The 14806-nt window shown below is 63.2% G+C and carries 11 protein-coding genes and 1 pseudogene; 8 read left to right on the top strand and 4 right to left on the bottom strand.

Annotation, left to right across the window (positions count from 1 at the left end):
- Positions 1-171: 171 nt before the first annotated feature.
- From Q1L50_RS00640 to Q1L50_RS00630, 3 genes are read left to right on the top strand one after another with little or no spacing between them, the layout of a single operon-like run.
- Positions 172-819, top strand: a complete 648-nt coding sequence (locus Q1L50_RS00640) for a HupE/UreJ family protein (protein WP_300335161.1) — start codon at positions 172-174, stop codon at positions 817-819.
- A 38-nt stretch (positions 820-857) separates the two neighbouring features.
- Positions 858-1430, top strand: a complete 573-nt coding sequence (locus Q1L50_RS00635; RefSeq protein WP_300335162.1) for a HupE/UreJ family protein — start codon at positions 858-860, stop codon at positions 1428-1430.
- Positions 1427-2041: a HupE/UreJ family protein gene (locus Q1L50_RS00630; protein WP_300335160.1), complete on the top strand. Its 615-nt coding sequence runs from the start codon at positions 1427-1429 to the stop codon at positions 2039-2041. The genes Q1L50_RS00635 and Q1L50_RS00630 overlap by 4 nt, the downstream gene beginning before the upstream one ends.
- Positions 2042-2118: 77 nt before the next feature.
- Here Q1L50_RS00630 and mnmC read toward each other — a convergent pair whose 3' ends face one another.
- From mnmC to prfB, 4 genes are all read right to left on the bottom strand, one after another.
- Entirely contained in the window at positions 2119-3336 is a 1218-nt protein-coding gene (gene mnmC, locus Q1L50_RS00625) for an FAD-dependent 5-carboxymethylaminomethyl-2-thiouridine(34) oxidoreductase MnmC (protein WP_300335159.1), read from the bottom strand.
- 28 nt (positions 3337-3364) lie between these two features.
- The gene (lysS, locus tag Q1L50_RS00620) at positions 3365-4879 is read right to left on the bottom strand and encodes a lysine--tRNA ligase (RefSeq protein ID WP_300335158.1); all 1515 of its coding nucleotides are present in this window, start codon (positions 4877-4879) and stop codon (positions 3365-3367) included.
- A gap of 20 nt (positions 4880-4899) precedes the next feature.
- The gene (locus Q1L50_RS00615; protein ID WP_300335156.1) at positions 4900-5397 is read right to left on the bottom strand and encodes an Ivy family c-type lysozyme inhibitor; all 498 of its coding nucleotides are present in this window, start codon (positions 5395-5397) and stop codon (positions 4900-4902) included.
- Positions 5398-5400: 3 nt separating this feature from the next.
- A protein-coding gene (prfB, locus tag Q1L50_RS00610; RefSeq protein ID WP_300335155.1) for a peptide chain release factor 2 occupies positions 5401-6505 on the bottom strand; the annotation gives its coding sequence in 2 pieces (ribosomal slippage) (positions 5401-6423 and positions 6425-6505; 1104 coding nt in all).
- Between the two features lie 327 nt (positions 6506-6832).
- Between prfB and brxF the strand changes: the two genes are divergently transcribed.
- From brxF to Q1L50_RS00585, 5 genes and pseudogenes are all read left to right on the top strand, one after another.
- Positions 6833-7315, top strand: coding sequence for a BREX-3 system P-loop-containing protein BrxF (gene brxF, locus Q1L50_RS00605; RefSeq protein WP_366145195.1), 483 nt, complete (start codon positions 6833-6835; stop codon positions 7313-7315).
- A 15-nt stretch (positions 7316-7330) separates the two neighbouring features.
- Positions 7331-11068, top strand: coding sequence for a DUF6079 family protein (locus Q1L50_RS00600; RefSeq protein ID WP_300335153.1), 3738 nt, complete (start codon positions 7331-7333; stop codon positions 11066-11068).
- Between the two features lie 2 nt (positions 11069-11070).
- Positions 11071-12588 carry an RNA-binding domain-containing protein gene (locus Q1L50_RS00595; RefSeq protein ID WP_300335151.1) on the top strand — a complete coding sequence of 506 codons (1518 nt, stop codon included), beginning with the start codon at positions 11071-11073 and terminating at the stop codon, positions 12586-12588.
- 2 nt (positions 12589-12590) lie between these two features.
- A complete protein-coding gene (locus Q1L50_RS00590) occupies positions 12591-13904 on the top strand; it encodes a hypothetical protein (RefSeq protein WP_300335150.1) in 1314 nt (437 codons plus the stop codon).
- A 20-nt stretch (positions 13905-13924) separates the two neighbouring features.
- Positions 13925-14683, top strand: a pseudogene (locus Q1L50_RS00585) (DNA methyltransferase); the annotation flags it as partial.
- Positions 14684-14806: the final 123 nt, after the last annotated feature.

Below are 14806 nucleotides of genomic sequence, written 5' to 3'. Positions count from 1 at the left end.
TCCTTGCACTCCTAGCGACGCTTGGTCTATGCCATACGAAAATTATGGCCTTCGAAATAAAGTGCTACTCGCAATTCCGGAATTCTACCTACATTCCCGGCCGGGATCAGGAAATCTGAATTTACGATCACCGATGCACTGGTCCGGGTCGAGCTGCTGGACGGCCGCACTGTGCAAACCATCGTCCGCCCTTCGCAGCCCTGGGTCGAGATCGCTGCCACGCAAACGTGGTGGGAGGTGACGGGCACCTACGCCGTCGAGGGCTTGCGGCACATCCTGTTCGGCGCCGATCACCTGTTGTTCGTGCTCGGCCTGCTGCTGATCGTCGGCAACCGCTGGATGCTGGTGAAGACGATCACTGCCTTCACCGTCGCCCATAGCATCACGCTGGCCATCGCCACGCTCGGTTACGCGCAGGTCCCGGCGTTGCCGCTCAATGCCGTCATCGCCTTGAGCATCCTCTTTCTCGGGCCGGAGATCGTCCGTGTCCGGCGCGGCGAGACGAGCTTCACGATCCGTCATCCCTGGGTAGTGGCGTTCGCCTTCGGGTTGCTGCACGGATTCGGCTTCGCCACCGCACTGACCAGTGCTGGCCTGCCGCGGCAGGACCTGCCGCTGGCACTGCTGTCCTTCAACGTCGGCGTCGAACTGGGGCAGCTCGCTTTCGTCGCCCTGGTGCTGGCGATCGAGCGCTCCTTCCGCGTCCTGGAAGTCCGCTGGCCGCGCTGGGTGGAGGCACTCCCCGGCTATCTCGTCGGGACGCTCGGTGCGTTCTGGACGATCCAGCGCGTGGCTTTGCTGATCGGAGCTTGGCGGTGAGGCAGCGACGCCAGCGCCTGTCGCCGCGAACGGTGGCGCTGCTGGCGACCGTGCCGGCGACCCTTTGGGCGCAGGCGGCGTTGGCGCACGTACAGCAGGGCGGGGCGGCCGGCTTGTTGGCTGGCTTGCAGCATCCGCTCTCGGGGCTGGACCACGTGCTGGCGATGGTCGCCGTCGGACTGTGGGGAGCGCAGCTCGGCGCGCCGGCGATCTGGGTGCTGCCGGTGGCGTTTCCACTGGTCATGGCGCTGGGCGGCGTGTCCGGATTTTTCGGCCTGCAACTTCCCGGTGTGGAAATCGGCATCGCCGCTTCGGCGATCGTGCTCGGAGCCGCGGTCGCTTTCGAAGTGCGGCCACCGCTGGTCATCGCGGCACTCGTCGTCGGCTGCTTCGCGATCTTCCACGGCCACGCGCACGGTACCGAGCTCCCGCCGGGCCAGAGCGCCTTGCTTTACAGCATGGGATTCGTGATCGCGACCGGATGTCTGCACGCGCTGGGCATCGGCATTGGCACTTTCCACCGCTGGAGCTGGGGGCGACGACTGCTGCGCAGCGCCGGAGCGGCGGTCACTGCGGGCGGCGCCTTCTTCATGTGGAAGGCGTTTTCATGAACGGCGTGATGGCGTTGCGAATGCGTGCGCGGATCCTCCTCTTCTGCGTCGTGGCATTCGCCTGCGGCCCTGCCGAGGCGCACCTGAACGCGACCGGCATGGGTCCGGTGTACGACGGCCTGCTGCATTTCATGAGCAGCCCCGAGGATCTGGCGGCCGCTCTGGCCCTGGCGCTGCTGGCCGGGCTGCGTGGTGCGGCCTACGGCCGCCGGGCGATGTTCACGCTGCCGGCGGCATGGTTGCTCGGCAGCTTCTGCGGCTTGTCCGCGGCAGCTGCCAGTGCCGGCATGCTGGCGTCGTCGCTCTGGCTGGTGCTGCTCGGTGGCCTGGTCGTCGTCGACGCGAAGCTGTCCTTGCGCTCGATGACCGCGCTCGCTGCCTTGCTCGGCCTCGTTCATGGATACCTGAATGGAACGGGAATGGGCTTCTCGGTGGTGGCGATTGTCGCCGCTCTCGGCCTCGCTGCTGCGGTGTTTGTTCTGGTCGTCCTGGTCGCCGCTCTGGTCGTCCAGTTGCGCGCACAATGGGCACGAATCGCCGTGCGCGTGGGAGGAAGCTGGATCGCCGCGAGCGGCCTGCTGATGCTCGGCTGGTCAATGCGCGGGGTCTAGAAGACTGCCGGAATACCCTGGCCGCCCGGCGCATCGATTGGCCGCAGCTGCCATTTGTGGCGCGCGCCGCGGACCCCTCAGCCGTCGATCAACGACCTTGCGGCGCCGCGTACGCGCCGGTTCCGGCCGCGCAGCAGGAAGCGGCCGGGATCGACGGCGTTGACCAGATCGTCGGCAAGCGGCGGCGTTTCGCCGGCGACCAGGCAGGCGAGAAGTTCGCCGGCGAGCGCCGACCAGACGATGCCGCGGGCGCCGAAACCGTTGATCACGTAGAGGCCCGCCAGCCGTGGCATTTCGGCAAGCGGCCGCGCCGGCCGGTCGGGGTCGACCGCCGTCGCGTCGGCGACCGCGCCAATCATCGGCAGGCGATCGGGCGACAGCGGCCGGAAGCCGACGCGCCCGGCCAGTTCGGCTGCGGCGATGTGGCTGCCGTAGCCGGGCAGAATGAAATCGAGCTTGGCGAGGTTTTCGGCGTGATCGGCGGCGCGCAGCGTGGCATCGCCGTCGCCGATGCTGAAGGTGGCACCGGTGCTGCGCAGGCCGTCGATCGCGGGGGTCACGTAGCCGAGGCGGCAGACGACGATTTGCGGTACCGACGCCGCATCGGCGACGAGATGCGAGACCTGGCCGCGGGCGGCACGCAACGGCAGATGCGCAGTCGCGGCAAAGTGCCGGCCGGCAGCGGCGTTGGCCAGGATCAGCACCGGCGCTTCGGCAATCAGCGCGCCGGCGCCGTCGTGCGCCCGCCAGAGGCCGGCATGGCGGTCGATCTGGGCGACCTGGCACGCGTAGCGCGGCGTGATTTGCGCCGCATGGCGCGCCAGGTTGGCGCGGCACAGTGAAGCGGGGTCGACCCAGCCGCCGCCGGGGAACCACCAGCCACCGTTGGCGACCGGCCAGCCGGCAAGTTCGCTCGCTTCGTCGCGTTCGACAAAGCGAAGCTCGCCGGGCGCGGGCTGTTGCCGCTCGACGACCCGCCGCTGGGTGGCTTCGTGGCTGTCGTCGCGGGCCAGGTGGAGGACGCCGGTCTGAGCCCAGCGCAGCGGCTGGCCGGCGGCGGTCAGCGCCGCGAAATGCCGGCGGGCGTGCTCGAAGCTCGCCCGCGTCAGTTGCGCCAGGCGGTTGTCGTCGAGCGAGGGAAGCGGCCGCAGGACACCGGCCAGATTGCCCGAAGCGCCCTGGCCGGGGGCGTCGGCAGCGTCGATCAGCGTGATCTTCCAGCCGCGCGCGGCCAGGCGTTCGGCGGCGCTGCTGCCGGCCAGGCCGGCACCGATGACGATCGCGCGACGGTTCATCGACCGGCCGGTCTGCGGCTTGGCTCGCTTACTCCGGCCGCATCTGCGGGAACAGGATCACGTCGCGGATGTTCGCCGAGTCGGTCAGCAGCATCACCAGCCGGTCGATGCCGATGCCGCAGCCGGCGGTCGGCGGCAGTCCGTACTCGAGCGCGCGGACGTAATCGGCGTCGTAGTACATCGCTTCCTCGTCGCCGGCGTCCTTCGCCCGGGCCTGTTCGAGGAAGCGCGCGGCCTGGTCTTCCGGGTCGTTCAACTCGGAGAAGCCGTTGGCGATCTCGCGGCCGGCGATGAACAGCTCGAAGCGCTCGGCGATCTCCGGGTTGCGGTCGCTGCGGCGCGCCAGAGGGCTGACCTCGGCCGGGTAGTCGATGATGAACGTCGGATCCCACAGTCCGGCCTCGGCGGTCTCCTCGAAGAGCAGCAATTGCAGCGTCCCGAGACCCGCTGCGGTGCTGACCACGACCTTCATCGCGGTCAGTTGGTCGCGCAGCCAGGTGGCGTCGCCGAGTTGCTCGACGTTGAACTCGGGATGTTCCTTGCGGATCGCTTCGATGATCGTCAGGCGGGCGAAGGGCCGGGCGAAGTCGAGCGTCCGGCCTTGATATTCGAAGACCTCACTACCCAGCGCTTCGCGCGCGCTGTGACGCAGCAGGCCTTCGGTGAAGTTCATCAGGCGGCGGTATTCCGAATACGCCTCGTAGAACTCCATCATCGTGAATTCTGGGTTGTGGCGCGGGCTGATGCCTTCGTTGCGGAAGTTGCGGTTGATCTCGAAGACTTTTTCGAGGCCGCCGACGACCAGGCGCTTGAGGTACAGCTCGGGCGCGATGCGCAGGAACAGCTCCATGTCCAGGGCATTGTGGTGGGTCTTGAAGGGTTTCGCCGACGCCCCGCCGGGGATCGGGTGCATCATCGGCGTCTCGACTTCGAGAAAGCCGTCATTGACCATGTAGCCGCGGATCGACTGCACGATCCGGCTGCGCACGGCGAAGGTGAGCCGCGACTGCTCGTTGGTGATCAGGTCGACGTAGCGCATGCGGTACTTCTGTTCCTGGTCGGTCAGCCCATGGAACTTTTCCGGCAGCGGCCGCAGCGACTTGGCGAGCAGCCGCACCTGCGAACATTCGACGGTCAGCTCGCCGGTACGGGTGCGAAACAGCGTCCCGACGGCGCCGACCATGTCGCCCATGTCCCAGCGCTTGAACGCCGCATAAGCTTCCTCGCCGATCTGGTCGCGGCTGACGTAGGCCTGGAGCCGCCCCGAAAGATCCTGCAGGGTGATGAACGAGGCCTTGCCCATCACGCGCTTGAGCATGATCCGGCCGGCAACGCGCACTTCGACCGGCGTCCCGGCGAGCTCTTCGCGGGTCTTTGCCTCGTACAGTGCATTGGTCTTGCCGGCGGTATTCTCGCGCGCGAAGTCGTTCGGATAGGCGCTGCCGGTCTGCCGCCATTCGGCGAGCTTGGCACGACGTTCGGCGATGATGTGGTTCTCGTCGTGTTGCGGCGCGGCGTTCTGATGGGTGTTGGTGTCAGGCATGATGAACGGCTGTCTCGCGATCACTTCTTGGGTGGGTTGGCCAGGGACTGCGTGTCGGTGGCCGCGCGCTCGATCAGGAAGTTGCTGATGGCCTTGGCCTTGCCGGCGTCGGTGGGCAGTCCGTACCAGCGCGAAAAAGCGGTTCGCGTGTCGCCGGGGGTGTCGCCCGCCGGCGGCAGGTAGAAAAACCCGCTGGCCAGTCCGCTGCCTGGGTCGAAGACGACATAGAGTATTTCGTCGAGGCAGCCCCTGGAACTGCAGGCCGAGGTCAGCAGGTAGCGGCTATTGTCGATGACGACCACCTCGGAGGCCTTGCCGGCGGCCAGCCGCTTGGTCCACGCCGGCAGATCGACTCCCTTGACGGCGCTGCGGTAGGCCCTGGCGAAGTCCGCTTTCGACTTGAGCAGCGCTTCGGGCTGCTGGCCGACATAGCTCTCCAGTGATGCGGCGACGGCCGGAGTGAGCGGGGCGGTGGCCAGCGCGGTGGCCAGGCAGATGCAGCGGGCGAGTTTTTTCACGGGTCATACTCCCTGTTTGAGGCTGGCTTCGATGAACTGGTCGAGGTCGCCGTCGAGGACGCCCTGGGTATTGCCGACCTCGACGTTGGTCCGCAGGTCCTTGATCCGTGACTGGTCGAGCACGTACGAGCGGATCTGGTGACCCCAGCCGATGTCGGACTTGGCGTCCTCGAGCTTCTGTTGCTCGGACTGGCGCTTGCGCATCTCGGCTTCGTATATGCGTGACTTCAGCATCGCCATCGCCTCGGCGCGGTTGCGGTGCTGCGAGCGGTCATTCTGGCACTGGACGACGATATTGGTCGGCAGGTGGGTGATCCGTACCGCCGAATCGGTCTTGTTGATGTGCTGCCCGCCGGCACCGGACGCCCGGTAGGTGTCGATACGCAGGTCGGAGGGGTTGATGTCGACTTCGAACGAGTCGTCGATTTCGGGGTAGGCGGTCACCGAGCAGAAGCTGGTGTGGCGGCGGGCATTCGAGTCGAACGGCGACTTGCGCACCAGGCGGTGGATGCCGGTCTCCGAACGCAGCATGCCATAGGCGTACTCGCCGGCGAGCTTGATGCTGGCGGTCTTGATGCCGGCGACCTCGCCCTCGGACTCTTCGAGCACTTCAACGGTGTAGCCCTTGCGTTCGCCGTAGCGCACGTACATGCGCAGCAGCATCGCCGCCCAGTCCTGCGCTTCGGTGCCGCCAGCGCCGGCCTGGATGTCGACGAAGCAGTTGAGCGGGTCGGCGGGGTTATTGAACATGCGCCGGAACTCGAGCCCGGCCACCTCATTCTCGATCGTGTCGAGATCGGCAGCAATGGCGTTCAGCGTCTCGTCATCGTCTTCGTCGCGCGCCATGGCGAACAGCTCGCCGGCGTCACGCAGGCCGTCGCCGACACGATCGAGCGTCAGGACGACGTTTTCGAGCGATCGCTTTTCGCGGCCAAGCGCCTGCGCGCGCTCGGCGTCGTCCCACACCTTCGGATCTTCAAGTTCGAGCGCGACCGCCTTTAACTGATCAGCTTTCTGATCGTAGTCAAAGATACCTCCGCAGTTCGGTGGCTCGTTGACCGAGGTCGTCGAGCCGGTTGTCGATGATGTTGAGTTGTTCGGCTTCCATGTCTTGTCTGTTCGCTTGAAGGAGGAACCGCACATTATATACGTGCGGCGCATCGAGGCGGGCGGCCAAACCCGCGCTCCTTTCAGGGCTGCGCGGCGAACTTGAATTCACAGGTTCTTGATCCGGCGGAGCTTCAAGGACATCCCGGAAGCGAAGTTCACCGCGTCTGGCCGCTGAACCGATAGCGACAACCCGGCACCGGCACCAGCTTCGCTTGTAGAGGGGGCCATTACAGGAATAAGATTCGACTCCTATCCCATCAAGATAACGATGGTGGCAGGGCAAGGATACTAACAACTCGCCCTCAACCGGCGCGGCTGGGGGAGAATGCCATCAATGCTTGAGAAACTTGAACGGTTGGCCAACGAGGTCGCGGCCCTCCACAGCAAGCTGATCCTTCTGGTGGGAACTCCGCATGCTGGCAAGACTGCATTGCTGCTCGCGTTTGGCAAGCGGGTAGCGACTGAACCGATGAATGTCGGTTCGGAGCTGGGTGGCCGTCTGGCGGCAATTCCGCAAAAACAGCGCCATCTGCAGACCAGCACCATCCTGCGCGAACTGGCTGATCAGCACGCCAGCGGCGATCTGCTGTTGATCGACAACATCGAGATCCTGTTCGACCGGACCCTCCAGCTCGACCCGCTTGAGCTGTTGAAACGGCACGCGCATGCGCGCCGCGTCGTGGCGGTCTGGCCGGGCGAGTTGCAGGGCGATACAAGAACAGGCCGGCTGACCTACGCCGACATGGGGCACCCGGAACGTCAGGACTACGGCCTTGCAGGCCTGGTCCCCTTCGCAATTCAGCCATAGGGAAGCGAGCAGGGCATGCGCTACGGCGATCTCATTCAATTCGAACCGATCGAATCGGTCATCCAACTGCTCGACGCCAATCGGCCGGACGAGGCGAGGAAGCTCGTCGCCACCTACGTCATGTCCGACGACATGGCCGAGCGGATCGCCAGGCAGATGATTCCGCAGATCTCCTTCGATGAGTCCGTCGACCACATGGGCGTGCTGGTGGTCGGCAACTACGGCACCGGCAAGTCGCACTTGATGTCGGTGCTGTCCCTGGTCGCCGAGGACGCGGCCTACCAGCCGATGATCCGCCACCCCAAGGTCGCCGAAGCGGCGGGAAAGATCGCCGGCAAGTTCAAGGTGCACCGCATCGAGATCTCCAGCCAGATGTCGCTGCGGGAGATCATCACCCAGGAGCTCGAGCTCTTCCTTGAGAAGAATGGAGTGAGCTACTCGTTCCCGGCGGCCAATAAGGTGGTCAACAACAAGGCCGCATTCGAAGAGATGATGGCCGCGTTCGCCGAGGCTCACCCCAACCACGGCGTGCTGCTGGTGGTCGACGAGTTTCTCGATTACCTGCGCTCGCGCAAGGATCACGACCTGGTGCTGGACCTGTCGTTCCTGCGCGAGATCGGTGAAGTCACCAAGCACCTGCGCTTCCGCTTCGTGGCCGGCGTGCAGGAAGCCATCTTCGACAGCAACCGTTTCCAGCATGTCGCCGACAGCCTGCGCCGTGTGAAGGACCGCTTCACCCAGGTGCTGCTGGCTCGGCAGGACGTCAGCTTTGTGGTCGCCGAGCGCCTGCTGAAGAAGACCGCTGACCAGCAGAACAAGATCCGGACCTACCTCACCAGGTTCGCCAAGTTCTACAGTTCGATGAACGAGCGCATGGACGAGTATGTGCGTCTGTTCCCGGTTCACCCCGAGTACATCGGCACCTTCGAGCGCTTGATCTTCACCGAGAAACGTGGTGCGCTGGTCACCTTGCGCGACCAGATTCAGGCCGTCCTGAATGACGAGGTTCCAAACGATCGTCCAGGATTGATCGGCTACGACAAGTTTTGGGAGACCGTGACCTCGAACTCGGTGCTGCGCTCCGACCCCAGCATCGGCCCCGTCCTGAAAGTGTCCGAGGTCCTGGCCGAGCGCGTGCTGAAGGCCTTCACCCGCCCGACATACAAGCCCATGGCGCAGCGCGTGATCGCCGGCCTGTCGGTGCATCGGCTGACCACGGGCGGCGACATCTACGTCCCGGTCGGACCGACCGCTGCCGAGCTGCGGGACACACTGTGCCTGTATCAGCCGGGCATTGAAGACCTGGGCGGTGACCCCGCCGACGATCTGCTCACCGCTGTGCAGACCACCCTGCGCGAGATCGTCAAGACGGTCAACGGCCAGTTCATCTCCAAGGCCCCGCTAGGAGACAAAACCGGCGAGCAGTACTACCTCGACCTCAAGAAGGATGTCGACTACGACGCGCAGATCGAAAAGCGTGCCGAGGCACTGTCGGATGACGCGCTCGACCGCGCCTACTACGGCGCCGTCAAGCAATTGATGGAACGTACCGACGAGAGCACCTACGTCACCGGCCATCAGATCTGGCAGTACCCGATCGAGTGGCAGGACCGTCGCGTCGATCGCAACGGTTACCTGTTCTTCGGCGCTCCGAACGATCGGCCTACCGCCCAGCCCGAGCGCGATTTCTACGTCTACTTCATCCAGCCCTTCGAGCCGCCGCGTTTCCGCGACGTGAACAAGTCGGATGAGGTGTTCATCCGGCTCAAGGGGCTGGACGAAGCCATCAAGCGCCATCTGGCGTATTACGCGGCGGCGCAGGACCTTGCCTCCACCGCCAGCGGCGGCGCCAAGGCCGTCTACCTGGACAAAGCCAAAGGCGCGCTGCGCGACATGAGCAAGTGGCTGCAGGAAAAGCAGATGACCGCCTTCGAAGTCACCTACCAGGGCAAGTCCAAAACCCTGCAGGATTGGGCCAAGGGCGTCTCCATCCGCGACAGGCTGCGCCTGGGGTCTGACGAGCGCGCCAACTTCCGCGACGTCGTCAACGTCGTCTCCGGCCTGGCGCTCAACCAGCAGTTTGCCGAAGTCTCGCCAGAGTACCCGACCTTTCCGGTGCTGGTAACCGAGTCCAACCGCAAGCCGCTGGTGGGCAATGCGTTGAAGGCGCTGGCCGGCGGCACCCGCACCAAGGACGCCAATGCCGTGCTCGACGCGTTGGAGATGCTGGACGGCGACCGCATCGAGCCAGGCCGTTCGCGTTACGCGCAGGAAGTGCTGAGCCGCCTGAAGGCCAAGGGGCATGGCCAGGTGCTGAACCGCAGCGAGCTGCTGAACGGACAAACCGACGTGGAGTACTTCCACCCGGTGAAATTCCGCCTGGAGCCCGACCTGCTGGTGGTCGTGCTGGGTGGCCTGGTCTACTCCGGCGACATCGTGCTGGCGATCACCGGCGACAGGATCGACTCCGGCAAGATCACGCTGCTGGCCGAACGCGGCCTCGAAGATCTCAAGCAGTTCAAGCATGTCGAGGCGCCGAAGGAGATCAACGTCGCCGTTCTGCGGTCGCTGTTCGAGCTGCTCGGCCTGTCGCCCGGCCTGGCGCAACTGGCCACGCAAGGCTCCGAGGAACCCGTCAAGCAGCTCCTCGAAGCCGTCTCCAGGCTGGTCGGCCGTGTCCTGACGGCGGGCACCGATCTGCAAGGCAGGCTCACGTTCTGGGGCAGGCCCCTGCTCACGGACGACGAAATCCGCGACTGGCGCAGCCGTCTGGAAGCGCTCAAGACCTTCACTGAGGGTCTGACGCCGTACAACACGGTTGGCAAGCTGAAAAACCTGCGCATCGGCTCCGACGACATCGACGCCCAGAAGAAGAACCTCGAAGTTCTGGCATCCGTTGAGAAGCTGCTGGCACTGGTGAGCGAGTTGGGCAGCACGGCGGCCTACCTGTCGCAAGCTGAAATGGTGCTGGCCAGCGATCACGCCTGGGTCAAGCAGGCGCAGAGCACCCGCAAGGACATCCTCGACAAGCTCGCGCTGGACCGCAACGCCCAGCATGCAGCCGAGTACCGGCAGACGCTCGCCCAGCTCAAGAAGGGCTACCTCAACGCCTACATCGCCCAGCACAGCAAGGCCCGCCTGAGCGTGGCCGAGGACAAGACCAAGTCTGCCTTGCGCAAGGACTCGCGTCTGGTCGCCATGCGGGCCCTGGCTGGTATCGCTCTGATGCCCACCAGCCAGCTCACCACCTTCGACGACAAGCTCGACAAGCTCAAGAGTTGCGCGTCATTGGTGGAGTCGGAGCTGGCTGCCAGCCCCTACTGCCCACACTGCAGCTTCCGCCCTGCCAACGAGCAAGGCGACTTCCTGCCGGCCGCCAACGTGCTCAAGCAATTGGATGAGGAGCTGGACCGGCTGCTCGACGGCTGGCAGCAGACGCTGCTCGACAACCTGGACGACCCGATCATTCAGGCCAATCTCGACCTGCTGAAAGCGTCCGCCCGTGAGCTGATCAAAAAGTTCGTCACGTCGAAAAAGCTGGCCGACCCCGTGACCCCGGACTTTGTCAGCGCCGTGCAAGAGGCGCTGTCGGGACTGGAAAAGATCGGCGTCAGTGGCGACGACATCAGGAAAGCCCTGCTGCAAGGCGGTTCGCCGGCCACGCCGGACGACCTCCGCAAACGATTCGAAGCCTTCCTGAATGACCGCTGCAAGGGCAAGGACGCCAGCAAGCTGCGGTTCGTCGTGGAGTAACAATGACCCCGGCTGAACTCGACACCGTTCTTGCCCGTGGCGAAGACAGCCGCCACCAGTTCAAGCGCGACTTCACCAATGCCGATTCCCTGGCCGCTGAACTGGCTGCACTCGCCAATGGCGGTGGTGGACAAATCCTGATCGGTGTCGCCGATGATGGTCAGCCGGTCGGCCTGACCCAGCAGGATATCGGTCGTCTCAACCAACTGCTGTCCAATGCGGCCAGTCAGCACGTCCGTCCACCACTGAGCCCGACCAGTCAGAACATCCAGACCGACCAAGGGCTGGTCCTGGTGGTGAATGTTGCGCTGGGCCTGAACAAGCCCTATATGGACTTGCAGGGGCGCGTCTGGGTCAAGAACGGTGCCGACAAACGCCACGTCACCGCTCGCGAGGAAATGCAGCGCATGTTCCAGGCATCCGGCTTGCTGCAAGCCGACCAGGTGCCGGTGAGCGACGCCAGCTGGGCCGATATCGACGAACGCGCCTTTACCCGTTACTTCGAACGGCGCTACAAGCAAAGCCCGGAACAAACCGGCCTGGCACTGCCGGCCCTATTTGAAAACCTCAAGCTGGCCACCGACGGTGTGCCCAACCTGGCCGGCATGCTGCTGTTCGGCAAAAACCCCGAAAGGCATCTGCACGTTTGCATGGTTGCCGCTGTCTGCTTTCCCGGCACCAGGCTGTCGGACAGCCGCTACCTCGACAGCGAAAACATTCAAGGCTCCCTGGAGGAGCAGTTTCAGAGCGGCATGGGCTTCATCAAGCGCAATCTGCACCATGTACAGGGCAACCAGGGCTTCAACAGCTTAGGGCTGCTCGAAGTACCCGAAGAAGCCTTTATCGAACTGTTGGTCAACGCGCTGGTACATCGGGATTTTTTTACCAATGCCACCATCCGCCTGTTCATCTTTGTCGACCGCGTTGAAATCATCAGCCCCGGCCCGTTGCCCGACAGCCTGACGCATGAACAAATCCTGACCGGCCGATCGAACCGTCGCAACAAGGTGCTGGCCGAACACGCCGCCCACATCCTGCCCTATCGCGGTCTGGGCACCGGCATCCCGCGGGCTTTGGGCGCGTGGCCCAGGATTGACTTGATTGACGAACGTGACGGCAATCAATTCAAGGCGGTGCTGTGGCGGCCCCGGAGTGAACAAGTCACTGAACAAGTCGAACGCAAGCCGGCAGCGAAAAATGGACAAGTGACTGAACAAGTCACCGGGCAAGTTGGGACTGAGTCGGGACCAAGTCGGGACCAAGTCGGGACCAGGTTCCAATTGACGCAGGAGCACCGAGCGCTGCTGGCCAAGATAGACGGCGAGCATGCCATTACAGAACTGATGGCGTGGGCCAACCGCAGCAACCGAACCAAGTTCCGTAACCAGTTGCTCACACCCTTGCTGACGCAAGGTTTGATGGAGATGACCATCCCGGACAAACCGAACAGCAGCAAGCAGCGCTATCGGCTGACACCCTCTGGCCAACAGATCGTTCAGCCGGCGAAAAGGGATAGCTAATAATGGGCAAAGCAAGCGGATACGTTGCCCTTCTTTCCAAAGATCGGATGACTTTATTCATCGCGTGTGTCGAGGAAGAGCAGCGCTTTGCTGAGCCAGTTCCTGACTTTCAGCACAGCCGCAATGCGCCCTTGGTTTGTTTCCTGGTGATCGGGAGGAAGGTTACGCATATCGCGTTGGGTGGACGTGGTATTGCTGCTGGTACCGGTTTGAGAAGGCTGAATTTTGACAAGTCTGAGAAGCTGCCGTCCCCGCTGCCTATTGCGCAGATTCTCAAGCTGCTACCCCAACGGAACAAGGCGTCGGTTGAAAAGCGCTTCGCGTCTGGCGGACTTCTAACCGAGAAGGGTTTCGCAGCAGTCGTCGAAGCTGTGCGACAACTTGCGCCGCAATCGAGCGCCATCCTTGACAGGTACAGCAGCCAACGGGTGGCCCGCTTAGGCCGATTGTCCTCGAAAGCGTGCGACAACCTCGCGTACCAAAAAGAGGCTGTTCTGACGGCGCTTGCGATTGCGGACATGGGCCGTAATCCAGTTCAAGAATGGGCACCACCTGATGGGACGCTAGTTTCATTCTTGGATGGTTTGCCGAACGCGCGACTACGGGAGGACCCAATGGTGGTGCATGACCTGATGCATTTGCCCGGGTTCGATATCCTTAAGGCCATGCCCTATAACGCCGCTGTTTTCGAGTCTGACTCTGAGCGTTTGACGGTGATCCTCGCCAACCGACTACCACTTGAAGAGCAGACAGGCACCGATCTCATCTATTACAACGAGACCTTCCAAAGTTTCGTTATGGTTCAGTACAAAGCCATGGAGCGCGAGGATGATGACAAAGGCAACATGACTGCCGGTTTTCGTCTACCCAACCATCAACTGGCAGAGGAAATAACCAGGATGGACGCGCTGTTGGCCGAACTGAAAGCCTGTGAAGTAAATACAGCACATGACGGCTTTCGACTGACGGACAACCCCTTCTTCCTCAAGCTTTGCCCACGGCTTGTATTCAACCCTGACAACATTGGCCTAGTCCCTGGCATGTATTTGCCTCTGAACTATTGGAAGTTGATTGAGCAGCACCCAGGCATCAAAGGCCCGCGTGGCGGCCGACGAGTGACCTACGAGAACGTAGGACGGCATTTCGACAACTCCGCATTTACCACAGTGGTTGCCAAGGCATGGGTGGGCACAACACCCAGCCAGTCTTCTGTGCTGGCCAGTGCCATACGCCAAACCCTTCAAACCGGGAAGGCTGTGGCCATCGCGGTAAAACCGAAAAAAACAGGACAACGATTCAACCGTGGGCCCAGTTGATCTCAGCGAGATAAGACCCGATGAATGATTTTTTCCATAACCAGAAGGCTGAATCAGGCCATGTCGAATGCCTCGGCCAGACATTTCCGAACGAGCAGGCCCGGCGCGAACACTTCCTGAAACTGTTGTCCGAGAAGCTAAAAGATCCGGCGTTTCGCACGACGGAAGGATTCCCCCATGGCACCGACGAAGCCATCCTGGCGATGTCCGACCCGCCGTACTACACGGCCTGCCCGAACCCGTTCCTCGAAGAGTTCGTTCGCCGCTACGGCAAGCCCCACGACCCGAGCGTGAAGTACAGCCGCGAGCCGCAGACGATCGACGTGTCGGTAGGGAAGACGGACCCGCTCTACAAGGCGCACTCGTACCACACCAAGGTGCCGCATCTGGCCATCGTGCCGTCGATCCTGCACTACACCGACCCGGGCGACCTCGTGCTCGACGGTTTCGCCGGCTCGGGTATGACCGGCGTCGCAGCGCAGTGGTGCGGATCGGCCCCGGCCGCCTACCGGCATGAACTGGAGACCGAGTGGAAGAAGCAAGGCAAGGCTGCCCCCAGGTGGGGGGCGCGGCGCGTCATCCTCAACGACCTGTCGCCTGCTGCAACGTTCATCGCGGCGAACTACAACCTGCCTTTTGACGTGGAGGCTTTTGCCAAGGCGGGGAAGGAACTTCTCAAGGAGGTCGAGCAGGAAGTTGGCTGGATGTATGAGACGACCCATACGGACGGCAAGACCAAGGGCAGGATCGAGTACTCCGTTTGGAGCCAGATATATACCCAATGCTCTCAACGTAACGCGCCATTGGCATAAATTGATCGGCGGACCCAGAAACCGGTTGCGCGTCAGGCGAGCACAAGGCAAAGTATGTATCCCCTTGATACGGATGTAAAATTTTATATG

This window comes from Accumulibacter sp. (genome assembly GCF_029255145.1).
In the GTDB taxonomy this organism is placed as follows: domain Bacteria; phylum Pseudomonadota; class Gammaproteobacteria; order Burkholderiales; family Rhodocyclaceae; genus Accumulibacter.
Note: the sequence above shows the minus strand (reverse complement) of the source record. Positions and strands in the feature narration are given on the sequence as shown.